Here is a 24,495-nt window from a genome sequence, read left to right as displayed (position 1 = left end):
CTCATCCCTGATTCCTGAGCCCTGATCATTATATCGTTTTCAGCACGTCGACCAGCAACTTCCAGAACTTCTGTGTTGCTTCAATATCGAGACGTTCGAACGGAGAGTGAGCGCCGCGGATGGTAGGTCCGAAAGAGACCATGTCCCAATGAGGATATTTTTCAAGGAACAATCCGCATTCCAAACCTGCATGAATTGCTCTTACGTGAGGCACATCCCCAAAAAGACGTTCGTAAGCATCGACAGTAACTTTCACTACCGGAGAATTGGGATTCGGTTTCCAACCAGGATATCCTTCACCATGCTTAACCAAGGCTCCCGCCAGCGTAAACACGCTATTAACCATAGCCGCCACATTGTGTTTTGCCGATTCGATAGAACTGCGTTGACTGGTTGTAATAACAATATTATTATTGCCGTCAAACTTCACAGAAGCAAGATTTGTGGAAGTCTCCACCAAACCCGGAAGCTCATCACTCATACGGATAACGCCGTGAGGGCAGGCATACAAGGCATTAAGCAGTAAATCACTGGTTTTCTTATCGACAACCGTGGTCGGTGCTTCTTCGGACTCCAGTTCTAAACAGATGCCTGGCTCTTTCAACAAAAGCTCTCCTTCTACATCGGTAATATAATGGTTAAAATCAATTCTCAGCTGCTCTTTCTGATCAAATGGAATTCCAATCAGCGCATGAGCTTCGCGTGCAATAGCGTTACGAAGATTACCACCGTTAAAGTCAGCCAGGCGCAACTCAGTTTTACGCGCTTGTTGCCACAAAAAACGATTAAGTATTTTATTAGCATTTCCCAGGCCTTTTTCAATATCGTCTCCGGAGTGCCCGCCTTTCAATCCTTTCACACTTATAGTAGCCCAAAAATAGTTCTTTGGAGCCATTACAGGTGTGTATGCCAAAGTTGCCACCGTGTCGATACCTCCGGCACAACCGATAAATATCTCGCCATCTTCTTCGGAGTCAAGATTAAGCAGTACACTTCCTTTCAATGCAGTGGCACTTAACGCCGCAGCTCCTGTAAGTCCGGTCTCTTCGTCAACGGTGAACAGACATTCAATCGGGCCATGTTCTATAGTATCCGAAGCCAATACCGCCAATGCAGCCGCGATTCCAATTCCATTATCCGCACCCAGAGTGGTCCCTTTGGCTTTCAACCAATTATCTTCAATAAAAATATCGATCGGATCATTCTCGAAATCATGGGTCACGTCGCTGTTTTTCTCACAAACCATATCAACATGTGCTTGCAGAATCACAGCCGGTGATTTCTCTTTGCCGGCAGTTGCACCTTTACGCATCACCACGTTCCCGGCAGAATCAACCGTTGTTTCAACACCCAACTTTTCGCCGATCGCCTTCAAATAGGCTATAATTTTACCCTCTTTTTTTGAAGGACGAGGCACCTGACGAATTTCATCAAAGAAGCTCCAAAGAAGCTTCGGTTCTAAATCATTAAATACTGACATGATATTATTTTTTTGTTTTTTGTGTAGTCTGTGAATGTTTCAGACGACATTCCATACGCAAAGGTAACAAGAATGAGTGACAAACAAATACAAAAAAGCCTCCGATAATACCGGAGGCTGTACATATATAAAAGCAACTGTTTTATTTCCACTTAAAAATACTCTTCTTGCTAAAGATCTTGATGTAAAGGCTTATCAGAGGCAACACAACATCAAACATCAGCAGAGAAAAATAGAATTTCCGTTCATTAAACTGCTTGGCAACTTTATTGACAACAATCAGTTGTACAGAATAACGCATCAAGAAAACAATACCGGCGACAACTCCAAATGTCCAGGGAGACAAAATCGCTATTGCACAAATCAAGGCATAAAACAATCCCCGTGAGGCCACTTCAACTCCAATACGCAACAAACCATCCGCTTTATAGAAAGACGATGTCGATAAATGTCTTTCTTTCTGCCGGAACCAACTCCTGTAAGTAGACTTCGGAACCGACCATGTAACACTTTCAGCCGATATTTCTACACGGGTATTGTATTCATTGGCCCCATTATTCACAAACAGATCGTCGTCACCAGACTGAATGCCAAGTGATTTGGAAAAGCCTTTCATCCGCACAAAAGTTTCCTTCCGGTACGCCATATTCCGTCCCACACCCATGTATGGATGACCATTGAGAGCATACCCCAGAGATTGCATGCCGATAAAAAGTGTATCAAAAGAGATCATACGACTCATGAAACCATTTTCCTGCATATATGCTCCATAACCCAGTACAAATTCGGTACTTTGAGTAAAATTGCGGGCCATATTTTCGATCCACTTGTTGCTGGCAGGTTTGCAATCTGCATCAGTAAACAACAGTACATCAAACTTGGCCGCCTTAATTCCAATGGTCAGCCCTAGCTTTTTGGTACTGCGAATATTGGCATTCTCCGGAACAAAAGTGCGATAGAGATTCGGATATGTAAGGCTTAGTTCCTGAAGCAAATCGGAAGTTTCGTCGGTCGAGCCGTCATTTACAACAATCACCTCAAAGCAGGGATAATCCTGTTCGAGGATCGCAGGAAGAAACTGACGCAGGTTCTCCGACTCGTTCTTAGCACAAATAATCACAGACACAGGAGGAAGATTCTCTACAAACGGAACAATGCCGTTGTCTCTTTTCTTCCTGTATTTAATAATAGATGCGAAGTGATAACTATAATAGTAAATCTGTATTCCAAACACTACCAACAAAACGGCCATCAAACAATAGTCGATTGCCGTCAAACGTTGTAGAGAGGCTAAAATATTCATCTCGATTTATCTTCAGCAAATTTATTTTTTCAGTTGATTGCCTGTCCTTTCCAAAATTCAATCCTGATCGGAATAATAAACTCCGGGCAATTTTCTCAGGTTATAGCGGGATGCCATAATTTCGCCATATGCACCTGCAGAACGAAGAGCAATCAAATCTCCGCGTTTTGTTCCGTTGAGCATACGTGCTGTTCCAAATGTATCGGACGATTCGCAAATCGGGCCCACAACATCATACGGTTCAAATGGCTCGTCGGATGTAATATTTTCGATATGGTGATATGCCTGATAAAGAGCAGGACGAATCAGGTCGGTCATACCGGCATCCACAATCGCGAATTTTTTGGTAGTTCCTTCTTTCACATAGAGCACCTTAGTGATCAGGCTACCGCAAGAAGCCACCATGGCACGTCCCAGCTCGAAGTGAAGCTGTTGACGGGGGCGCAATTGCAGATGATTATGAAACACCTTGAAGTATGCCTCAAAATCAGAAATAGGAACATGGTTAGGATGTTGGTAATTAATTCCCAATCCTCCTCCAACATTGACGTGCTCCAGTTTGAACCCTTTTTGTTCGAAGAAATCCTGAATTTCATTCACCCGAACGCAGAGGTTCTGAAACGGACACATATCCGTGATTTGAGAACCGATATGAAAATGAATTCCAACCAGTTCTACATTGGTAAGAGTTTTAAGCAAATCCACCACCTTGCTCATATCCTCCATATTGAAGCCGAACTTATTTTCGTTCAGGCCGGTAGTGATATAGTGGTGAGTATGAGCATCCACATTCGGATTGATACGCAGAGCCACACGGGCTTTCTTGCCTTTGGCGGCGGCCAGTTCGTCAATCACTTCCAGTTCGGGAATCGATTCTGCATTGAAACAGAAAATATCGTTGTCAAGTCCGAGGTTGATTTCCCAGTCGGCTTTACCGACTCCGGCAAATACCACTTTGCCTGCAGGAAAACCGGCTTTGATAGAAGCTTCCACTTCTCCACCACTCACACAATCTGCACCGAAACCGGCCTTAGCTATAGTTTCGAGAATACGGTCGTTAGCATTTGCTTTCACCGCATAATGAACATGATAGCCATAGCGTTCGGCTTCTGTTTTGGCAGCCTCAAGGTTCTGCTTCAACAACTGCAGATCATAAAAATAAAAGGGTGTTTCAACCACCCTCAGTTTATCGACAGGAAAAGATCCTTTTACCATAGATTCTATATTTTAATATGCCAACGCACCAAACAGCTTTTAGCAAAACCAATATGCCAATTATCAGATTCAGTGGAACCAGCTAATTGACATATTGGCGAATTAGTTTATTAGCAAATAATTATTCAAAGATAGATTGCAGTGCCTGAAGAGCTTTAATTTTATCGTCTTTATTAACAAGGAATGAAATGTTATAATTACTTCCTCCGTAAGAAACCATGCGAACCGGAACATCTTTGAGGGCGTTCACCACGATAGCCTGAAGACCTACGTATTCGTGATACAGGTCGCCAACGACACAGATAATCACCATATCTTTTTCAACGGTCACCGTTCCCAGCTTCTTCAGGTCGTTAACGATCTCTTCGAGATGTTTGGTCTTATCAATTGTAACAGAAACGCCAACTTCAGAAGTAGTAACAAGATCGACCGGAGTCTGATAGCTTTCGAAAATCTCGAATACTTTACGCATAAAACCATAAGCCAGCAACATACGGCCCGATTTGATTTTTATCGCGGTAATCCCATCTTTTGCAGCTACAGCCTTGATTTTCCCGTGTTCTGTTTCGTTCGAGATAAGTGTACCCGGAGCTGTAGGATCCATCGTATTCAAAAGACGAACGGGAATATTGCTCAGTTTAGCGGGCAACACACATGTCGGGTGAAGAATTTTAGCACCGAAATAAGCCAACTCGGCAGCTTCTTCGAAATGCAGATTACGAACCGGCTTGGTACCTTCCACAAAACGGGGATCGTTATTGTGCATACCGTCGATATCAGTCCAGATCTGAACTTCTTCAGCATCGATAGCAGCTCCCAGCAAAGATGCGGTATAATCACTGCCTCCGCGTTGCAGGTTGTCGATTTCGCCATAGAAATTACGACAGATATACCCCTGTGTGATATAGATTTCCGCATCAGGATTCAACTGCAATTGTTTTGCAATATTCTCGCGGATGTATACATTGTCCGGTTCGCCGTTTTTATCGGTCTTCACCATTTCCAGAGCCGGCAACAAAACCGATTTCACACCGATTTCTTTCAGATAAATGTTCATCATCGTGGTTGAGAGCATTTCGCCCTGAGCCAGAATGATTTTTTCTTCGAAAAGAGTAAAAATACTTTTCGAGAATGTACGGATATAATTAAGCAGTTTTTTTATTTCAACTTCTGCTTCTTGTCTGGTTTCGTCAGCAGCATAAAGTTCTTTGGTTGTATTCAAATACTTTTTTTCCAGCGCGTTGATTACTTCCAGGGCTCCTACCGGATTCTTTTTGTAGAAATAGTCTGATATTTCCACCAAAGTGTTGGTTGTGCCCGACATAGCCGACAGTACTACAAGATTTTGATTACCATCACAAATCAACTTTGCAACATCCTTGAAGCGTTGAGCCGACCCTACAGACGTTCCTCCAAATTTTAATACCTTCATTTTCTGAAAAATAGTGGTGTTCTGTTTGTTTTTGAAAAATCATGCAAATATAACCTTTTTCCCCGACTTTCAAGGCAAAAAAGCGAACAAAATAAACCGTTTAAGTCGGTTTAACCCAAATTCCGTAACAGCGGAATTTGCCCGAAGGGCTGACGAAAAATAATATTTTTGTCAGGGTTAACCCCGATATTTTTGCAGGTAATCTGCAAAAATCGTCGATTGATCAATAGAAATTTTTCTATTGATCAATTTGGGTTTAACCCCAGACAGGAATGATCGTCAAACCTGCCTTCAACTCCGTTTCAGGACATCGTCGAACAAAGCTTTTACCTCTTCCTGATAAATTCCACCTTCATGCAGCTTTTCATCTCCGAGATAAAAAGTCGGCACATAGTAATAATCGAAAGAATCGGCGCGCTCTTTTTCTATGTTCTCGTCCACAATTTCGAGTTCAATTTCCTGGTATGCTCCGTCCTTTTTCAGTTCGTCGATATAGCTCAACGCCCGGCGACAAAACGGACAGGTTTCCTGTATAAATAATGTTAGTTTTGGCATAGGTGAATATACAATTTAGACATTTACGATTTACAATTTAACCCTGTAAAGGGTTGACTTTAAATAACCGTGCGTGTAACGCACGGCAGACGATAAGCAGACCCCTCAACCCCATAGTGGGTTGCCCGATTCGATTGTTAACCATAGTCAACCCTCACAGGGTTGATACCTGCGATTGTTCTCTCTTTCCCCGCACTACGTACGGGGTTATTCATAGTGAGTCCCTACAGGACAAACATGTAAGCAAACTATCCGATAGACATTTACGATTTACCACTTAGGAATCTGTGGCCTAGAAGTTTGTGATTTCAAAATCCCATGTTTCAAATTCCAAGATTCCATTTTCATATTGGCACATTATCACATTGCCTTCACCGCTTTTTCGATGCGTTCCATGGCTTCTACTACCAACGCGCGGGGACAACCCACATTAATGCGTTGATGGCCGTCTCCTCCTGGACCGAATGTTGGTCCGTCATTCAATCCAAGCCCGGCTTTGTCGATAATCAGTTTTCGCAAAGCTTCGTTACTTAGGCCCAGTTCCGCAAAGTCGATCCACACCAAAAAAGAAGATTCGGGCATCATGGCTTTTACTCCCGGAATATTTTTATCGCAGTAATCAACAACTGTTCGGGCATTTCCTTCCAGATAATCCACCATCTGACCGAGCCACTCTTCACCCTGTGTATAAGCCGCTTCCGTAGCAACAAATCCAAACAGGTTCACATGCAAATCGACATGCTCCATCGCCGTTTCAAATTTACGACGCAAGGCCGGATTCGGAATCACATAATACGAATTGATCAGTCCCGGCACGTTAAAGGTTTTGCTCGGCGACATAAAGGTTACCGAATTATCGCGCGCCGTTTCCGAAATGGATGCAAAGGGTATATGCTGAAAAGCGTGATAGGTCATATCGGCATGAATTTCGTCGGAAATAATCAAAACGCCTTTCGACGCACACATTTCGGCGAGTCTTTCAAGCGTTTCCCGATTCCACACCCGTCCACCGGGATTGTGCGGATGACAGAGAATAAATAACTTCGCGTTATCGCTCAGCTGTTTCTCCAGCAGATCGAAATCCATCTCATAACGACCATTCACCTCTTTCAAAGGATTGTAAACCACTTCACGACCGTTACCGTTCGGCACCTTAAAGAAAGGAGGATACACCGGTGGTTGCACAATTACCTTATCGCCGGGCTGTGTAAACGTATTCACCGCAAAACCCAATCCCGTTACGATGCCCGGCACAAAACCGAACCACTCCGGATTTGCATCCCAACCGTAACGGCGCTTTTGCCAGTCGGCGCATATTTTTTTCAAACTGAGAGGCGGCACAGTATACCCAAGAATCTCGTGTTCAAGGCGTTCTTTCAAAGCATCGGTAATGAATCGTGGCGTACGGAAATCCATATCCGCCACCCACATGGGTATCACGTTTTCTGTACCAAACACCTTTTCTCTCAAATCGTATTTATAACAACTCGTATTTTCTCTGTCTATTTGCTCGTCAAAATTATATTTCATTGTCTTGTCTAATTTATGAAGAGCAAATTTACTGTTTTTGAAGCGGAAATCCTTATATTTTCGCTTGAAGCGTCTATTAATTACAAAACGAACTTACACCCCGATGAGTTCCAGCGTTATTTTTGGGTTACGACGTTGTCTTATGAAACCTCTTGGGTGATTCTGCGGATGATCATAATATAGTTATCAGGTTTGACACAACTCCTTACATAACAAACATGCAGATAAAATGGCTTGAAAAGCCTTATTTGCATAACCACAGGTCGGCGACCTGCGAGAAGACAAGCTTCTACCGACACGACCTGAAAGGTCGGACATGACTTAACAACGGATGCTTTCAGTTTTGAATCCGGGTTCACTTTCAGCTACACAAGACGAATCATACCTTACTGTTTTCCAAAAGAGTATATCATGTATTAAAAATTAAACTATCACTTTGTGTTGATACAAAAAATAGTGTAACTTTGCTTGCATAACCAACATAAAACAACAATCTTATATTCAATTGGTTAAAAAAACTATGGAAAATAATTATTGTATCATCATGGCAGGCGGAATCGGCAGCCGTTTCTGGCCGTTCAGCCGAAACAATCGCCCCAAACAGTTTCTCGACTTTTTTGGCACCGGACGCTCTCTCCTGCAAATGACTTTTGACCGCTTCAGCAAATTTGTGCCGGCACAAAACATTCTTATAGTCTCGAATGTAATCTACAAAGACCTTATACTTGAACAACTTCCTGAAATTTCAGCCGATCAGGTATTATTGGAACCCTGCCGCCGCAATACAGCTCCCTGTATAGCTTACGCCGTACACCGCATCAAATCGCAAACCGACAAAGCCAATATTATTGTTTCTCCATCAGACCACCTGATTCTGAAAGAAGATGAGTTTGGTTCTATTATCAAAACAGGACTGGATTTTATCGAAAAGAACGATTGCCTGCTGACTTTGGGCATCAAACCGAGCCGTCCCGAAACCGGTTACGGTTATATCCAGATTGCTGACGGAAAAGGTCCGCTTCGCAAAGTAATGACTTTCACAGAAAAGCCTGATCTGGAATTAGCCAAGGTATTCCTGAAGAGTGGAGAGTTTTTCTGGAACTCCGGCATGTTCCTCTGGAATCTTCAGACGATTGATGCCGCCTTTGAAAAGCTGCTGCCCGAAATGCACCAAAAATTTTCGCAAGGCCAGGAATTTTATAACACTGACAAAGAGCAGGAATTTATCAACGAAGCTTTTCCTTCGTGCCACAACATTTCCATCGACTACGGCGTAATGGAAAAGGCCGACAATGTGTATGTGCTGACGGCCGATTTCGGATGGTCTGATCTGGGAACCTGGGGCTCGCTTTACGATTTGTCAGACAAAGACGACAACAAAAACGTTACTCTCAAGTGCAATGCCCAGTATTACAACAGCAAAGAAAACGTTGTGACGCTCGAACCGGGCAAACTGGCGGTGATCGATGGTCTGGAAGGTTACATCGTTGCCGAGTCGAACAACGTACTGTTGATTTGCAAAAAAGAAAACGAACAACATATCCGGCAATTTGTTACCGACGCACAGGTAAAATTCAAGGAAGAGTATATTTAACCCGATAATTTGAAAATTTGGGAATTTGAGAATGTGAAAATTAAGCGCAAATCAATCGCATTTGCGCTTAATTCATTTTGTCAGTTCCATTTCCACATCCCCAAATCTTCACATCCCCAAATTTTGAAATTCTCAAATTCATTTTATGAAGCAACTGATTTTTACTTTATTGATTATGACTTTATGCGCAACTCCTTCCCATGCAAAAGACGAAGCTAAGCTGATTGAAAAAAGCGACTTCAAAGTGCAGAACGGAGTGATGACCCCCGAAGCGCTTTGGGCTTTCGGACGTGTGGGTGATGTAAGTGTTTCGCCCGACGGCAAAAAAGTATTGTACAGCGTGCGCTACTACAGCGTTGAACAAAACAAGAGCAACGCCGACCTGTACCTGATGAATGCCGACGGCAGTGGCGTACAACGCCTGACGCAGACGACCAAGAGCGAAGGCAGTCCGGCTTTCAGCCCCGACGGCAAGCACATCGGTTTTACCTATCCCGACAAGGATGGCAACGACCAGTTCTGCGAGATGACGCTCGACGGGCAGGATCGCAAACAGATTTCGTCTATTGACGGCGGCATCGAAGGATTTAAATATGCGCCCGACGGCAAACACATCCTTTACATCAAAACCGTCAAAAAAGAGAACCCGCAGGCGAAACTCTTTGCCGGACTCGACAAGACAACGGGCCGCGTCAACGAAGACCTGATGTACCGCCACTGGGACGAATGGGTAGACAGCTATCCTCATCCTTTCGTGGCCGATTTCGACGGCAGCAAACTGAGCAACGACATCGACCTATTGCAGGGTACTCAATTCGAATCGCCCATGCGCCCGATGGGTGGCGTGGAGCAACTGGCATGGTCGCCCGACGGCAAAAAGATTGCCTACACCTGCCGCAAAAAGGTGGGTAAAGCCTACGCCCTCTCTACCAATTCGGACATCTACCTCTACGATATTGCCGCCAAAACCACCGAAAACATTTCGGAAGGGATGATGGGCTACGATATCAATCCGGTATTCTCGTCCGACGGCAAAAAGATTGCCTGGGAGAGCATGGAACACGACGGTTACGAGTCGGACAAGTCGCGCCTGATGGTGTACGACTTTGCCACCAAAACCGCCAAAGACTATACCCAAAAGCTCGACCAGAGCGCTCACAACATCTGCTGGAGCAAGGATAACAGCAAACTCTACTTTATCAGCCCGTTCCACGGCGTGGAAGACATTTTTGTGGCTGACGTAAAAAGCGGCGCTATCCGCAGAGTGACCGAAGGTGTGCACGACTATCTCTCCATCGATCTTGCAGGCAAAAACCTGATCGGGTCGCGTCAGTCGATGTCGGCTCCCACCGAAATATTCTCGATCAATCCGGCCGACGGCAAAGAGACCCAAATCTCGTTCGAGAACAAAGATCTGATGGCTCAGCTCAAAATTGCCAACGTGGAAGGTCGCTGGATTAAAACCACCGACAACAAGGATATGCTGACATGGGTGATTTATCCTCCCAACTTCGACAAAAACAAGAAATACCCCACCCTGCTCTTCTGCGAAGGCGGACCGCAAAGCATGGTAAGCCAGTTCTGGAGCTACCGGTGGAACATGCAGATTATGGCAGCTAACGGTTATATTGTGGTGGCTCCCAACCGTCGCGGATTGCCCGGTTTTGGTCAGGAATGGCTCGAACAGATCAGCGGCGACTACGGCGGACAGAACATGAAGGATTACTTCTCGGCTATTGACGCACTTGCCAAAGAACCCTATGTGGACAAAGAACATCTGGGTTGCGTGGGTGCCAGCTACGGCGGATTTTCGGTGTACTGGCTGGCCGGTCACCACGACAAACGTTTCAAAGCCTTTTTGGCACACGACGGCATCTTCAATCTGGAACAGCAATATTGCGAAACCGAAGAGATGTGGTTTGTAAATTGGGACTTGGGCGGTGCCTACTGGGATAAAAACAACCCCACGGCACAACGCAGTTATGCCAACTCACCCCACCGCTTCGTCGACAAATGGGATACCCCGATTATGGTGGTTCACAGCGAAAAGGATTACCGTATCGTGGCTTCGCAGGGAATGGCAGCCTACAACGCCGCCGTGCTGAGAGGCATTCCGGCGCGCTACCTCTACTTCCCCGACGAAAACCACTGGGTAACCAAGCCGCAAAACGGCATCCTGTGGCAACGCACCTTCTTCGACTGGTTGAATAAATGGCTAAAAACGCCTGAAAACTCGAAGTAATTCCATACGGACATACACAGCAAAGGCTTCATTGAACAAAACAATTCAATGAAGCCTTTGTTATTTTACACCTCTCTTTACGATCAATTAGCTTAATAATTATTTTTTTACGCCGGTCATAAATTGCATTTAATTTGTTAATTATTTATCGTATGTTTGTGGTGAAAATATAGAAAGAGAGGGGATTGATGTAGGTCGGAGCAAAGGAAGTACAAAGACCACCAAGATTTACACACATATTACCACCAAGGGAATAGACAATATCATAAATCCTTTAGACAAGTTGGATATTTAATCAAGATAGGAAAATAAATCTATCAATAAATTGGATATGTGTACCTTCAACGTTGTTTGCAAAATACGCGTAAACGTTATACTAACAGATAATTAAACAAACAAAAACAATCACCTATAGTCGATATATGTGCACCAAAGGTGCACATATACAGATGTTGTGCTTCATTAAAAAAAAGGTAATTCGAACAAATTATGATTGTAGATAACAAGGAAATACTTCACGATTTCTATAAGCATTTTAATTCTCGCTTGACAAGTTGGGATTTTGTAATTAAATATAAACAACTTAAGTCTGGGTATAATCCAAGAGAAGAAACAGCCCTAATTCTCCCAGTGGATAATGAGAAAACATACGAACAACTACTTTCAAACAGTTACCCTAATTTGGTTGAAGGTATTTTAAGGAATATACAAGTTGAAAAATCATGCAGAGATGTATTCTTGTCAGAACTAGATGAAGAAATATTGAGCTTATTTGAAGAATTTATAAGGGAAGCAAGTCTCAAAAGCGAGGTTGTAATACATAATGAAAGAATAATGATTAAATCATATGATATGTTTGCTGATTTAATCTGGTCACCAATTAGTCAATTCCATTCTGAATTAACTGCGTCTGTTGATTACTTTAATAAGTACATAGAAGCAGTTGGGGGAAACAAAGAATGTCTTTTTTTAAATGCTAATTCATCTACCTCTTTTTCTTATTTTATTCAAATTTGGGTTTGTGAAAGTTTGGGCATACCCTTAAATCCTAATTCTAACGTTTTAGTTTCATAAAATGGAAAAGATAAAGAAAGACGATTATAGATTATTACACACTGGGTTTTATAATATTTACCCTATTCAAAACGAAATAAGTTTTGCAACATTACCAAATGAATCAAACAAGGATATCAGCTCTGATGATTTATTAATTGATGATTATTATGGTCGTGTTTTTAGTTCATGGCTATATAATAACTTAACTCCATATGGAGTTGGAGAAAAATTAAATTATTATCCAACTGGCATAAGTAATGAAATTGTTGATACGTTTAGAGTACCTTATAGGAAAATTCCAATTTTTAAGGTGAGTAGCTTAGATTCAATATCACCTTTAGTAAGCGAAATGGAAAAAGCTAATCCAAATTATCAAATCCTACTAAGAGGACAACATAGTCATTATCCAATTGATCGTGATAAAGATGAAAAGCGTCATCTTTATGGCAGTGAGGATATAAAAGAACCATCGTTCCTACCAAGTCATTTGAGAAGCAATTTCAATGAGAACTTCATGCATAGTATGTGGCATAGTCAAGCAGCAATATTATTAAATGACATTGGTATAGATTACTCTGAAGAACTAACACCCTTAGAATTCCAAGAATATCAGAAAGATATAATGGCAATTAAAGGTGGAATTGACATGAACGGATTTGCCTTAGGAATTGCACAACATTATGGTATGCCTAGTATTGGTCTTGACTTGACTAAAACACTAAAAGTCGCAGCATGGTTTGCTCTAAATAAGATGATTATTGATAACGAGGGCATTACAAAAACAGAGCCGATAAAAGATTTTAAAAATTCAATAATCTACGTTTTTAGGTGTCCTGAAAATTCTGTTTTTTCTTATAGCAGAGTTCGCCCTAAAATTTTTCCATCAGGTCGACCTGATGCTCAAGATGCATGGTTCGGACATGTTGGATGGGGTTATGCAAAAAATCAATTAGGTAGCTATCTAATGTGCGGATTTAAAATGCAGCCAGATTTTTTAAATGGTTTACCTAAAGACTTTGAAAAGGATTTATTCCCTAAAAAAGAATATGATCCAATACTCAACTACTTTGTAAAGATGAAAAATAGAGGTTGCTACGAAAGTGAAGCAAGAAGAGCCTTGAATAAGATTTATTTATTTGAATAAAATAACGAAGCACAACATTTTGTATAAGTAATGGCAGGCGATGTGGTAAATATCAAGTTTTGTAGCCCGCTCAAACTGCATAGCGGTTTGACAGGAAATTAACACGCAATCTGCCACTACTCATACAATTTACCGTTATGAGCAATTTTAAAAAAACTCACAGCTTATTTATTAGTAATAAAATATTCGTAACAATTCATTATGGCAAAGAATGACAAAATACTCATTGATGGAATAATCGATGAAAGAATTGAATTAAAACTACCTTCAAATAAAAGAGATGAAGTCTTTGAGTATTTTTCATTTGAACAAATTCTGAAAGATTACGATTTAACTCAAGACGAAATAATATCGGGCAGTGTAGATGGTGCGTTGGACGGAGGAATTGATGGTTTCTTTATATTCGTCAATGGACATTTGTTGTCTGATTTAGATAGGTTTAATTGGCCTAAGTCTGGGTCTATTTTAGAAGTATGGATTATTACATGTAAACACCATGACACTTTTAGACAATCACCACTTGATAATCTGGCAGCAAGTCTTATAGAATTATTTGACTTATCAATTGAAAATTCACAACTTAAAGGTGAGTACTCCGAAACTATTTTAGAGCAACGAACTAATTTCAAACATGCATACAAAAAGGTTTCACCAAGATTGAGTGAATTTAAAACTAGATTTTGTTATGCCTCTAGAGGTAACTATGATGAAATTGGAGATTCTATTTGGGCTCGTGCAAATCAAATAGAACAAATGGCAAATGATTATTTCGGAAATTGTAATTCAAAGTTCTTATTTTTTGGTTCAACAGAATTGATTGAACTTCATAGAAAAAAACCAAATTTCTCTATTGAATTACCTTTTTTAGATGATTTATCTAGGGGTCAAACATATATTCTATTAGTCAAACTTAATGATTATTTTAGTTTTATATCTGATAATGGGAAGCTTAAGAGATATTTATTTGACTCTAATGTCCGTGATTTCATGGGACTTAATAGTGTCAATGAAGATATAAAAAACACTCTATTAAATGATAATTCTCCCGACTTTTGGTGGTTAAATAATGGGGTTACGATACTTGCAACAGATGCAAGTATCGTAGGACAATCAATTCAAATACAAGATATTCAAATTGTAAATGGTTTACAAACTTCAGAATCGATTTTTAGATATTTTTCAGAAGGTGGTTTAGACGTAAATAATAGGTCAGTACTTGTAAAGGTAATTGTTTCGAAAAATAGTGAAAATAGAGATGAAATAATCCGTGCCACTAACAATCAAACAAAAGTTGAACTCTATTCTTTACACGCAACAGATAAAATCCAAAGAGATATTGAAGAAGCATTAAAAATGAAAGATTTCTTTTACGAAAGGAGGGCAAATTTTTACAAAAATCAAGGTATTCAGGCGGATAAAATGGTAACTCCTCTGTATATGGCTAGTGGCTTCATTTCATTGATTCTAAAATCTCCAGAACAAGCAAGTAACCTTAAGTCAAAGTTCATGAGAAATGAAATGTCATATAATACTGTATTTTCTCAGTTTACTGATTTGCAAGTTTGGTCACAAATTGCATACATTATGAAAACGACTGATAAGTTTCTTGAAAGTAAACGGCCAAACTCAAATAATGTAAGCGAGAAATTCCTTAAATTCAGACGTCAATATGTTAGTTTTATAACAGTTAGTAAGCTACTAGGTAATTTTGACTTTAATTTATATGATTTGATAAAACTTGACCTCACTAGGTTCACCCTTGAAGAATTAGAGCATAGTTGGCTACTTTTAAAAGATTTATTTCCAGCTCAAAACAGTAAACAGAAACTTAAAAAGAGCGTTTTTTTGGAATTATGCAAAAAGTTAGAAATAAGTGATAATATCAAGGGATATGATAGAATTGCACATAATTCAGGTTTTAATAATCAGCCAACTTTGACAGCTGAATTTATTGATAAAGTAGAAGCGTTATTACCAAAAGAATCATGGAAAAAAAGGGTATATTATTCAATTGCTTATAAATTAGATTGTCCCGTACAGTCTGTTTTTTCAGCTGTTCATACACTTGTAAAAACAGGCAGAAGGACAAGGCCAATTGAAAAATAAATCTAAAAAACTGCCCATAACACACGCCTATGTCCATTGGCTGGCTGACGTGTATTTCGCAGGTTTTGCTCCCGCATTAGCTTCGCTGATTTTCAATTCACTTTGTCGCTGTGCGACAGCGAACGCTCCCGCAAACCGCCAAATGCCCATAGCCTCGGTCGTTATGGCTAAGAATAAAAACCGGTAATTGATTTTTTCGCAATTGAACAATTTTAAATTAAATAAAAGTAATTATGGATACTTATGTGAAAAAACTTAGTGATATAAAAGATGACTTACTTGATCCAGATATAAAGTTTGATTCAAACAGCTTGCGTTACACAATTGAAAGAGTAATAAAGATTGTCGATAAAAAATTTGGATCTGAAAATGAATATTCAACTAGATTGAGTAAAATAAATCAAAATGGATTTTTCTTTGAAGATAATCAACAAAAACTTATCTCAATTTTGGATATAATCATTGATGATATAGAATTAAGCAGCCAAAAAGAAGAATTTATAACAAAGCCAAATCAAGCAAATGATATTTCTGAAAGGATGAATAAGTTAGTTTATGAAGAAAATCATAAGGTTTTTGTTGTTCATGGACATAATAATGAAATAAAACAATCTGTAGCACGTATAATTGATAAATTAGGATTAGAACCAATTATTTTGCACGAACAGCCAAATATGGGTATGACGATTATCGAGAAATTTCTTTTTAATTCAAATGTTGGCTTCGCTGTTGTTATACTTTCAGCAGATGATATAGTTTTTGATTCGAACAATAAACAAAACTATAGGGCAAGGCAAAATGTTGTATTAGAACTTGGTTTTTTTTATGCAAAACTTGGGCGAAATCGAGTTGTGGCTTTAGTTGATTCTAGTAAAAAAATTGATTTGCCTTCAGATATACACGGTATTATTTATATTTCGTATGATGGTGATAATGGGAGGTGGAAATTTGATTTAGCTAAAGAATTGAGTAATAATGGATATAGTATTAATGTAAATGATATTTTATAAAAATTCCTAGCCACAACATCACCTAAACAACAGTAAAACAATGCGTTGCAATTGATTTACCGTCGCTTAGCTATCCGTTAGGCGGCATGATAGAAAAAAAGACAGACATGAAAAGAGTAAATTACTACGCCTGATGGCGCAAGTATGGCATATTCTCGTTCAAACTTAACGAAGTGTAGCTTGGACGCAAACAACAGGCAAACTTGTAACAAGTGGTGTTGTATTGATTTGCGTAATTTGCATTCTGTCCCCCACTCCCGCAACCAACGGCCACAATCAACGAAAGTAAACCACCACTACCCTATGGACATCGCTGTGTTTAATTGCAAAAATGATGCCTATAGAATACATTTTCTTTTAAAATTCCCTCCAATAGCTTAGTTTTTCATCAAAACTTCCACATCTTTGTAGTAAAATTAAGCACTATGGATTTTAAAGATAAAGAACTTATTATATTCGACTTTGATGGCACACTCATCAATAGCATTCCCGACTTAGCAACGGCTGTCAATAAAATGTTGACCCATTTTAATTTACCAGGCATAGAGATAGATCTCATTGCGTCATTTGTTGGAAACGGAGCTTCTATGTTGGTAAAAAGAGCGTTGCAACTTGCCATGCAGGACAAGGAACCAACGCGTGATTTTTTAGCAGAAGCATTTGCGTTTTATCTTGCGGCATATAAAGAGGTATCGTGTCAGAAAACATTCACGTATCCGGGAGTAGTAGAAACGCTACGTTACCTTGATAATAAAGGCTATAAGATGGTGATCTGCTCGAATAAGCCGTTTGACTATATTGAACCAATTCTCGATTTTCTTTCCATTAAACCGTACTTTAAACGCTGGCTTGGCGAAGACTCAATGCCAGAGAAAAAACCTCATGCCGCCCCTTTGCTTTATTTAGCGAAAGAGATGAATACGACTGCAGAAAAAAGCATCGTGGTGGGTGATTCAAAAAATGATATTCTTGCGGCGCAAAATGCGGGTATGAATAGCGTGGGTGTGACCTATGGCTACAATTACAACGAGAATATCGCAGATTATAAACCAAGTGTAGTGTTGGATAGTTTTTCCGACCTGCAAAAAATATTTTGAAATGAGTAAGATATACAATGTGGGCATTATCGGTGGTGGAATATCAGGTTCTGTTACTGCTTTGCAACTCGCCCAATACGGAATAGACAATATTTTATTTGAACAAGGTGAAAGCCTTGTGAATGGACCTCCATTCTGCCACTTACACGCAGGAGGAAATCTTTACCCCGACATATCTATTGAGCAATGTAAACAGCTCATGCGTCAATCAATCGAAATGGCAAGACTATTCCCGCAATCGATTGACGAAAGACCGACCTTTATCAGCGTTCCAAAATCAGAAAATTTGGATGTAAATGCGATTGAGGATAAGCTCAAACTTCTGGCAAACTACTATCAGGAGTTAGTGGACGAAGATGCATCTAATGAAGTACTTGGCAATCCGGCCAACTATTACAAAGTCTATACGCACGAAGATTTGGTTTCATTAGCCAAACAAGCTACTGTAAAGCGGCCCAAATCGCATGATGAATGGATGGCTAACGCTATTAAATACATCGATTACGAGAAATTAAAAATGCCGGTATTCTTAGTAGAGGAATATGGCTGGAACCTGTTTCGGGTAGCCGCTCAAGCGCAGTTAGCTCTGACTAAAGCCAAAGAATGTACGCTACAAACGAATACGAAAGTCACAAACATCAGGGATGTACGCGGTCAGAATTTAGATTATAACTGGGAAATAAGCACAAAGGATGCCGTCTACAAAGTGAAGTATTTAGTCAATTCGTCCGGCTATAACACTGCGAATGTAGATGAATACCTACAGCTAAACGCTAACCGACTGATTGAATACAAAGCGGCATATATATCCAAGTGGCATAGCATTCCGGGCTTAATTCCTGAAATGATTTTTCACGGAGAGCGTGGCAGTACGCACGGCATGGCACAGCTAACACCCTACAATAATGACTATTATCAAATTCACGGCATGACCAAGGATATCACCTTGTTTGACAATGGATTGATACAATCAAAAGAAGATGTATCACCAGCCGAATTTGACCCGGCCATCCAACAGAAACTTGCCCGTAAATGGAATCAAAAGGAAATCGACGAAAGAACCCAATCGGCCATCCGGTATACCTCTCAATATGTACCGTCATTCAAATCGGCTACTGTAGGTGGACCGCCCCTACACGGAGCACAGCAAATACCCGGAGATGACCCCAACCGAAGAGTAGGTGAAGTGTGTTTCCCATGTGAATCGTATGCACGTTCTGAGATTGTAAAAGCGTCTTCGGCCTTAACGGTAGCCATGCAAATCATTCAGAAAATGCAGGAAGAAAACATTATTCCGGCATTTCAATCGAATGCAAAACAAAATGCACTGCTTGACAGCATCTCAAAAACCGAGATTGATAATCTGGCTAGTGAACTAGCCAGCCAACGCGGATATCCAGGCTCGCTTTCGCGACTACTTATCAAAAGGGAATAAATACAATACGCAGGGATTATGCATTTAAGAATTAAATAAGGGGCTTCCGCCCCTGTAACCCTGACTTTCTTTTTGTCCCCGAGGCTGCGGTCGGGATGTTCCACTTGACGCAAAAAGAAAGCAAAAAAGTCAAGGCTATGTCCGCTTCGCTCAAAAAACCGGCGTTCGTCAAGCTAAATTGTCCAAACTAGCACCTTCCTTTCGTCAGATGCTTCAAACAATGGACAATTTTACGCTTGCCTCTCTTGTTTTTTGGCTCACCTGACAAGGCCGATCCTAATCTGACGTAGCATTCTTTACAAATTTAGCGCCTTGCTTTTGCAAAATTCTTAATTGAATACCGCTCCCGCGCGAAATGAATTGAATTCTTTTCGTGCGGGAGCAAAAAATGACAAGGTTAAAACAAAATAGTAACAGCCGGTCGGCAAAACCGGGAAGGCATGGAATGGCCAAACGAAACAATAGTGCGACAGATGGTGATAATTTTATATCCCGAACTTCAAAACCCTATACCAAATGAAAAAGATAACTTCAATAGCGCTTGTTTGCATTGTCTCTGCAAACTTATTTTCACAAACTTATAAACTTGAAACTGTATTTTCTGACAATTCTTCAGACAAAACATATCTATCTCATTGGAAAGTCATTGAGAACGAGAAACAAGCTAAAACTGACATATTTTCACTATGGGGATACCAGAATTACTTTGACAGCAGAGATGACGGAAGTTATGAAGTCGAATATTTTAAAGGAAATTCAAAAGATGTATATCAGTTTTTAAGTAGTATTGTCGCGTTTTCGGAGAAATACAAAAATGAGGATAATATTGTGACATACATTTGTAATGTTCAAGTAAAAATCTCAACTTACTTTGGATATAAAAACACACTGGTTTACGATAGAGAACATAAAGTTATTTGCAGATTTACATTGAAACGTTGGAATGAAATTCTTGCAAAATACGTTTCATACTGCGACAATCACAACATTAATTACAAGTAGTAACCCAGACAAAAGCGCACATTACATTGCGGTCTTGAAAGTGAAAAAATAACAAAGGCGGTTCTCCGATTATCGGGAAACCGCCTTTGCCGTTTTTTTAATCTACCAGCTACTGAGGTTTAGAAACGCATAAAGAAATTCCAGGTTTCTTTGGCGATCCAGTTGACCTCAGAACCGGGATCTTTAGCATTATCGGTATGTCCACCCACGAATGAACCAAACATCACCGGATATTCGGCAGGAAGTCCTTTAAGTTCAGTGGTGACATGAGTCGGAGTAGTGGCTAACGGTAATTCCGGCAATTGTTTTAATCCGTTATCTTCGGCATGAGTCAATACACAATATTTACCACCCTCTCTTTTTTCATCAGAGTTGACATATTTACAAAGACCGTCCTGAGTACCTGTTGTGCTAAAGTAAGCCAGAGGTTTGTGTTTGTTTTCAGGAAGATAAATGTTCCAGTTGGCCGGAGCATAACAAGCCACAGCACGAAGATCGCTCTGAAATTCTAATGATAACGAGTAGGTAAACATAGCGCCAAAGCTAAAGCCGCAGCAAAAGATACGGGAGGTGTCGATGCTCAGTTTATCCTTAAACAATTTAAGCATATCGGCAAAGAAGATATGATCTTTGTCATCACGTGTACGCCAGGGTGTTTGATCGGTATATCCCTGAGGTGCAACGAAAATAACAGGAACGTTATCTTTTTCGGCATAGGTTTTAAGACCATAATAGTTATTATCAACCATTGTTTTCATACTTCCGCCCATCATGTGCATGGTAAAAATCAAACGGTATGTTTTGTTTTTGTCGTAGTTTTTGGGGATATCAATGGTATACTGGCGCTCAAGTCCGGCACTGGTGATAGTGTAAATCCCGCTCTTAAAATCTCCAAGGTCTTTACCGTAGCCGGCGCTGGGGGTTGGAGCATTGTTCAAGGAACGGGCCACTTCGACTGAAATACCTGGTTGTGCTTCGCACGAAAAAATTGAAGCTAAAAGGATAAAGATAACAAGTGTTTTTCTCATGTTCATGATTTTAAATGATTCCTGATTATTTATTATTACTATGTATGCGTCAGACAACTGACGTTTGTTCTTACGTTTAGACCATCACCTTTGTTTGGCTTGGAAACTAGTTTAGCTGCTTATTCCTACCAGCCGACGATTTTATAACCGTGGAGGAATTGATGTGAGCTTTTGTACGGTACGGCATCTTCTATTCTCGGCAGGGCGAAGGAACATATTTTTCTGCCTGAGCAAAAGCCAAAACCACGTTATATAAGGGGCTTCCGCCCCTGTAACCCCGACTTCCTTTTTGTCTTGAAACAAAAAGGAAGCAAAAAGGTCAAGGCTATGCCCGCTTCGCTCAAAAAACCGGCGTTCGTCAAGCTAAATTGTCCAAACTTGCCCCTTCCTTTCGTCAGGAGCTTCAAACAATGGACAATTTTACGCTTGCCTCTCTTGTTTTTTGGCTCTCCGGACAAGGCCGCTCCGAATCTGACGTAGCATTCTTGACAAATTCAGTATCGTTTCTTTGCCAAATTCTTAAATGCGTAATTCATGCACGTTATACGGACATTGTAAAGTGCCTCGCTTTTCGGTCGAAACTAATTATGATGGTATTTTAATTTGCGATTATTTGCGCAATTTGCGTTCCATCCTGATTTTTATCAGGTTCTTGTTTCAGCTACTGAAAATCCAGCAACCTGAGAAAGAACACCGTTATATGGTTTATAATCTGCGACAGGTGCAATATATTGAGATGCGCATAGTTTTCAAGCAGGATAATACCCAGCAACGCCGCCGTTCCCCATTTATAGAGGTTCATCATCAATGTCGGATTGATGTCTTTAAGGAAGGTAAGATACACGTGCGAACCGTCGAGCGGAGGCAAAGGAATAAGGTTGAACACGAACAAGCCGAAATTGATGATTCCCGAAAGAACTATCAGGTTGATAACGGCAATCCCCGTCTCGGTGGCATTGAAATAGGGATAGACAAAGAGTATCCGTGCCACGATCAGAAGCAACAGAGCCAGCAAGAAATTGGAAAGCGGTCCGGCAATGGAGATCAGAATCTCGTCGCGGTGCTTGTGTTTCAGGTTGTCGGGATTGAAACTGACCGGTTTGGCCCACCCGAAACCGGCAAAGATGATCAGAAAGAAACCCATCCAGTCGATATGTCGCAACGGGTTGAGTGATATACGTCCGTCGTCTTTGGCCGTGCTGTCGCCCAGTCGATAGGCCGTGTAGGCATGGGCAAACTCGTGTATGGTCAGGCCAATAATGGCTGCCGGAATAATCTTAACCGTTTCGGATAGTTCCATGAATTAATTCTGTTTCATTTCATTCATTCCTCTGTCGTTTGAGGCTACATATATTCAACGATTCTCGGACGTGTTGATTCTGTCACAACGTCAAGATAAATATTGTCACTTTACAAATATAGTCTGAGCAACTGCATCTGCTCCTCCTGAAGCTAAGATGATTTCCGTTCCATTTTTCCAGTATTTGGCAACTGAAGCTGTTCCATTATGTTCCTCACCTGCAATGTAAACATCACTGTTCTTTACAATGATTGAAAGAGCTTCTGATAAATTTCTACTATTGGTTACAGTTGTACCAATCCCATTTTTCCAATATTTGGCAATCCTCGGAGTATATTGGGTTCCCTCGTACCCGGCCATATACACATCGTTTCCATCAATAAATATTGAACTAATCTCAGCATCATAATTCCCGTTGCTTAATGAAACCGCATTCCCGTTTTTCCAATATTTAGCAACCTTACTCCCCGAACTGTTACGTTCATAACCCGCAATATAAAGATCTGTTCCAGACAGTGCCATTGCTTCTACCTTTGCCGAATAAGTTCCATCTGTAAGACTAAATTCCGCTCCATTTTTCCAATATTTGGCAATATTTATAGTCGAACTGTTATATTCATAGCCTGCAACATAAATATCATTATTCGACACAATAATAGAAGTTGCGGCTGCAACATATTTCCCGGTTGTAAGATTAGTAATTACTCCGTTTTTCCAATATCTGGCATAGGTTTTGCCTCCATATGAAGTATTTCCTGCAACATAGACATCCCCATTCGATACACATATTGCCAATCCCTTAGAATTACCTAAAGTTGACAAAGTGACCAGCGTCTTATTTTTCCAATATACAGCCATCCCTGTACTTGCATTATATCCGACAATATAGGTGTCATTACCATCTACAAACAGACCCGAAGCAAGATAGTAATCCGCTCCTGATGCTGATATATTAGTAAGTGCATTATTATGCCATAACTTTACAGCTCCTTCTAATATTGCAGGATTGCTTACTGATACTATTGGATTGTTCACTAAAACATAAATACCAGAATCAGCTATATTAGTTTTAGGTTCATCTTCACTCCCTTTGCAATTAGCCAATCCAATTAATAAAAAAACAATACTAATAGTTCTAAATAATGAATTCATAAATATCCATTTATGTCTATTCGCGAATAAAGTCTGTTTGGTTTTGACATCTGATTCTTTTCTCTTGTGCAGGCTTAGCAATCAGAAACGGTTCTTTAAATATTAACAACGATAACACAACGTGAATTTCAACTGCCATCCATTGCAAACCGAAGATATTTTCAGACTCTCACCCACTCAACAATATCAGCCGGCACCCGAAATGTCACGTCGGGAGCGATTCGTTCCGGGTGGCGACTGCCCCACCCCGCCAGTCCAAATTTCACTCCGGCTCCGTGAGCACACTGGCAGTCGTATACCGTATCGCCGATGTAGATGGTTTGTGCGGCTGCTGCACCTGATACTTCCAGAAACTTCTGCATCGGTTCGGAATCTGGCTTGTGCTTTTCGGTTTGATCGGAACAAACCACATAATCGAAAAGATCCGCCAGTCCGAAAGGAGCGAACTCGTGCTTAAACTCGTTTTGCGTTTTGGAGGTAACGATGCCGGTTTGCAGGTTCATTTTCTTCAGAGACACCAACATTTCGCGGATGCCGTCGAAAACCTTTGCCGTATGAAAAAATTGCTGAAAAAAGAAGTTCCATCGCAGGTTGGCATGTTGCACATCCTCAATACCGAACATCGGTAAAGAATCGGAGCCCGGCAACCCGAAAGCAAATTCCAGATCCTTCAATGAATATTCTTTGCCGTAATCGGTCTTCAACAGACTCTGTAAACCACACAACACTGCCTGTTCGGTATCGATCAGAGTACCGTCTATATCAAAAACTATTGTATTCATTCTCATTTACTGTCTAATAGGATAAAACATTC

Annotated in this window: 19 protein-coding genes; 9 read left to right on the top strand and 10 right to left on the bottom strand. The window is 40.6% G+C overall.

The genetic code is table 11. The annotated features are described in order from the left end of the window. Positions 1 to 28: 28 nt before the first annotated feature. The 6 genes from PJIAN_RS05645 to PJIAN_RS05620 all read right to left on the bottom strand — a co-directional run bounded on the left by PJIAN_RS05645 (position 29) and on the right by PJIAN_RS05620 (position 7,515). Positions 29 to 1,480 (bottom strand): aminoacyl-histidine dipeptidase, encoded by a 1,452-nt coding sequence (locus tag PJIAN_RS05645; protein ID WP_068702953.1) that lies wholly within the window; start codon positions 1,478 to 1,480, stop codon positions 29 to 31. Between the two features lie 142 nt (positions 1,481 to 1,622). Continuing rightward, positions 1,623 to 2,783 (bottom strand): glycosyltransferase, encoded by a 1,161-nt coding sequence (locus tag PJIAN_RS05640; RefSeq protein ID WP_068702951.1) that lies wholly within the window; start codon positions 2,781 to 2,783, stop codon positions 1,623 to 1,625. A gap of 57 nt (positions 2,784 to 2,840) precedes the next feature. Beyond that, positions 2,841 to 3,998, bottom strand: a complete 1,158-nt coding sequence (gene lysA / locus PJIAN_RS05635; protein WP_068702950.1) for a diaminopimelate decarboxylase — start codon at positions 3,996 to 3,998, stop codon at positions 2,841 to 2,843. A 121-nt stretch (positions 3,999 to 4,119) separates the two neighbouring features. Then, positions 4,120 to 5,430: an aspartate kinase gene (locus tag PJIAN_RS05630; protein WP_068702949.1), complete on the bottom strand. Its 1,311-nt coding sequence runs from the start codon at positions 5,428 to 5,430 to the stop codon at positions 4,120 to 4,122. 291 nt (positions 5,431 to 5,721) lie between these two features. Next, positions 5,722 to 5,985 carry a glutaredoxin family protein gene (locus PJIAN_RS05625; RefSeq protein ID WP_068702948.1) on the bottom strand — a complete coding sequence of 88 codons (264 nt, stop codon included), beginning with the start codon at positions 5,983 to 5,985 and terminating at the stop codon, positions 5,722 to 5,724. A 360-nt stretch (positions 5,986 to 6,345) separates the two neighbouring features. Further along, positions 6,346 to 7,515 carry a MalY/PatB family protein gene (locus PJIAN_RS05620; protein ID WP_068702947.1) on the bottom strand — a complete coding sequence of 390 codons (1,170 nt, stop codon included), beginning with the start codon at positions 7,513 to 7,515 and terminating at the stop codon, positions 6,346 to 6,348. Between the two features lie 520 nt (positions 7,516 to 8,035). Between PJIAN_RS05620 and PJIAN_RS05615 the strand changes: the two genes are divergently transcribed. From PJIAN_RS05615 to PJIAN_RS05575, 9 genes are all read left to right on the top strand, one after another. Beyond that, the gene (locus tag PJIAN_RS05615) at positions 8,036 to 9,109 is read left to right on the top strand and encodes a mannose-1-phosphate guanylyltransferase (RefSeq protein WP_068702945.1); all 1,074 of its coding nucleotides are present in this window, start codon (positions 8,036 to 8,038) and stop codon (positions 9,107 to 9,109) included. A 145-nt stretch (positions 9,110 to 9,254) separates the two neighbouring features. Then, entirely contained in the window at positions 9,255 to 11,351 is a 2,097-nt protein-coding gene (gene dpp5 / locus PJIAN_RS05610) for a dipeptidyl-peptidase Dpp5 (protein ID WP_068702943.1), read from the top strand. Positions 11,352 to 11,840: 489 nt separating this feature from the next. Continuing rightward, complete coding sequence (locus PJIAN_RS05605) at positions 11,841 to 12,425, top strand: hypothetical protein (protein WP_068702942.1); 585 nt, start codon at positions 11,841 to 11,843, stop codon at positions 12,423 to 12,425. A gap of 1 nt (position 12,426) precedes the next feature. Further along, entirely contained in the window at positions 12,427 to 13,551 is a 1,125-nt protein-coding gene (locus PJIAN_RS05600; protein ID WP_068702941.1) for an FRG domain-containing protein, read from the top strand. A 201-nt stretch (positions 13,552 to 13,752) separates the two neighbouring features. Next, positions 13,753 to 15,657 (top strand): AIPR family protein, encoded by a 1,905-nt coding sequence (locus tag PJIAN_RS05595; RefSeq protein ID WP_068702940.1) that lies wholly within the window; start codon positions 13,753 to 13,755, stop codon positions 15,655 to 15,657. Positions 15,658 to 15,890: 233 nt separating this feature from the next. Further along, positions 15,891 to 16,667: a TIR domain-containing protein gene (locus tag PJIAN_RS14980; protein WP_201787343.1), complete on the top strand. Its 777-nt coding sequence runs from the start codon at positions 15,891 to 15,893 to the stop codon at positions 16,665 to 16,667. A gap of 425 nt (positions 16,668 to 17,092) precedes the next feature. Continuing rightward, entirely contained in the window at positions 17,093 to 17,764 is a 672-nt protein-coding gene (locus PJIAN_RS05585; RefSeq protein WP_068702937.1) for a phosphoglycolate phosphatase, read from the top strand. Between the two features lies 1 nt (position 17,765). Then, the gene (locus PJIAN_RS05580; protein ID WP_068702936.1) at positions 17,766 to 19,199 is read left to right on the top strand and encodes an FAD-dependent oxidoreductase; all 1,434 of its coding nucleotides are present in this window, start codon (positions 17,766 to 17,768) and stop codon (positions 19,197 to 19,199) included. A gap of 516 nt (positions 19,200 to 19,715) precedes the next feature. Next, positions 19,716 to 20,201 (top strand): hypothetical protein, encoded by a 486-nt coding sequence (locus tag PJIAN_RS05575; RefSeq protein WP_068702934.1) that lies wholly within the window; start codon positions 19,716 to 19,718, stop codon positions 20,199 to 20,201. Positions 20,202 to 20,320: 119 nt separating this feature from the next. Here PJIAN_RS05575 and PJIAN_RS05570 read toward each other — a convergent pair whose 3' ends face one another. The 4 genes from PJIAN_RS05570 to PJIAN_RS05550 form a co-directional block, all read right to left on the bottom strand. Next, the gene (locus tag PJIAN_RS05570) at positions 20,321 to 21,229 is read right to left on the bottom strand and encodes a CE1 family esterase (protein WP_084252301.1); all 909 of its coding nucleotides are present in this window, start codon (positions 21,227 to 21,229) and stop codon (positions 20,321 to 20,323) included. A gap of 661 nt (positions 21,230 to 21,890) precedes the next feature. Next, positions 21,891 to 22,529, bottom strand: coding sequence for a site-2 protease family protein (locus PJIAN_RS05560; protein ID WP_068702929.1), 639 nt, complete (start codon positions 22,527 to 22,529; stop codon positions 21,891 to 21,893). Between the two features lie 105 nt (positions 22,530 to 22,634). Continuing rightward, entirely contained in the window at positions 22,635 to 23,681 is a 1,047-nt protein-coding gene (locus tag PJIAN_RS05555; protein ID WP_068702928.1) for a hypothetical protein, read from the bottom strand. A 161-nt stretch (positions 23,682 to 23,842) separates the two neighbouring features. Continuing rightward, complete coding sequence (locus PJIAN_RS05550; RefSeq protein ID WP_068702927.1) at positions 23,843 to 24,463, bottom strand: HAD family hydrolase; 621 nt, start codon at positions 24,461 to 24,463, stop codon at positions 23,843 to 23,845. Positions 24,464 to 24,495 lie beyond the last annotated feature (32 nt).

Origin of the sequence: Paludibacter jiangxiensis (assembly GCF_001618385.1) — a bacterium.
In the GTDB taxonomy this organism is placed as follows: domain Bacteria; phylum Bacteroidota; class Bacteroidia; order Bacteroidales; family Paludibacteraceae; genus Microbacter; species Microbacter jiangxiensis.
This window is presented reverse-complemented; position numbering and strand designations above follow the sequence as displayed.

Excerpts from the sequence above, each read along its gene's own strand:
- PJIAN_RS05560 (WP_068702929.1), bottom strand. The coding sequence starts at position 22,529 with ATGGAACTATCCGAAACGGTTAAGATTATTCCGGCAGCCATTATTGGC.
- PJIAN_RS05600 (WP_068702941.1), top strand. The coding sequence starts at position 12,427 with ATGGAAAAGATAAAGAAAGACGATTATAGATTATTACACACTGGGTTT.
- PJIAN_RS05580 (WP_068702936.1), top strand. The coding sequence starts at position 17,766 with ATGAGTAAGATATACAATGTGGGCATTATCGGTGGTGGAATATCAGGT.
- PJIAN_RS05615 (WP_068702945.1), top strand. The coding sequence starts at position 8,036 with ATGGAAAATAATTATTGTATCATCATGGCAGGCGGAATCGGCAGCCGT.
- PJIAN_RS05555 (WP_068702928.1), bottom strand. The coding sequence starts at position 23,681 with ATGAATTCATTATTTAGAACTATTAGTATTGTTTTTTTATTAATTGGA.
- PJIAN_RS05630 (WP_068702949.1), bottom strand. The coding sequence starts at position 5,430 with ATGAAGGTATTAAAATTTGGAGGAACGTCTGTAGGGTCGGCTCAACGC.
- PJIAN_RS05550 (WP_068702927.1), bottom strand. The coding sequence starts at position 24,463 with ATGAATACAATAGTTTTTGATATAGACGGTACTCTGATCGATACCGAA.
- PJIAN_RS05585 (WP_068702937.1), top strand. The coding sequence starts at position 17,093 with ATGGATTTTAAAGATAAAGAACTTATTATATTCGACTTTGATGGCACA.
- PJIAN_RS05570 (WP_084252301.1), bottom strand. The coding sequence starts at position 21,229 with ATGAGAAAAACACTTGTTATCTTTATCCTTTTAGCTTCAATTTTTTCG.
- dpp5 (WP_068702943.1), top strand. The coding sequence starts at position 9,255 with ATGAAGCAACTGATTTTTACTTTATTGATTATGACTTTATGCGCAACT.
- PJIAN_RS05645 (WP_068702953.1), bottom strand. The coding sequence starts at position 1,480 with ATGTCAGTATTTAATGATTTAGAACCGAAGCTTCTTTGGAGCTTCTTT.
- PJIAN_RS05595 (WP_068702940.1), top strand. The coding sequence starts at position 13,753 with ATGGCAAAGAATGACAAAATACTCATTGATGGAATAATCGATGAAAGA.
- PJIAN_RS05625 (WP_068702948.1), bottom strand. The coding sequence starts at position 5,985 with ATGCCAAAACTAACATTATTTATACAGGAAACCTGTCCGTTTTGTCGC.
- lysA (WP_068702950.1), bottom strand. The coding sequence starts at position 3,998 with ATGGTAAAAGGATCTTTTCCTGTCGATAAACTGAGGGTGGTTGAAACA.
- PJIAN_RS05605 (WP_068702942.1), top strand. The coding sequence starts at position 11,841 with ATGATTGTAGATAACAAGGAAATACTTCACGATTTCTATAAGCATTTT.
- PJIAN_RS14980 (WP_201787343.1), top strand. The coding sequence starts at position 15,891 with ATGGATACTTATGTGAAAAAACTTAGTGATATAAAAGATGACTTACTT.
- PJIAN_RS05575 (WP_068702934.1), top strand. The coding sequence starts at position 19,716 with ATGAAAAAGATAACTTCAATAGCGCTTGTTTGCATTGTCTCTGCAAAC.
- PJIAN_RS05620 (WP_068702947.1), bottom strand. The coding sequence starts at position 7,515 with ATGAAATATAATTTTGACGAGCAAATAGACAGAGAAAATACGAGTTGT.
- PJIAN_RS05640 (WP_068702951.1), bottom strand. The coding sequence starts at position 2,783 with ATGAATATTTTAGCCTCTCTACAACGTTTGACGGCAATCGACTATTGT.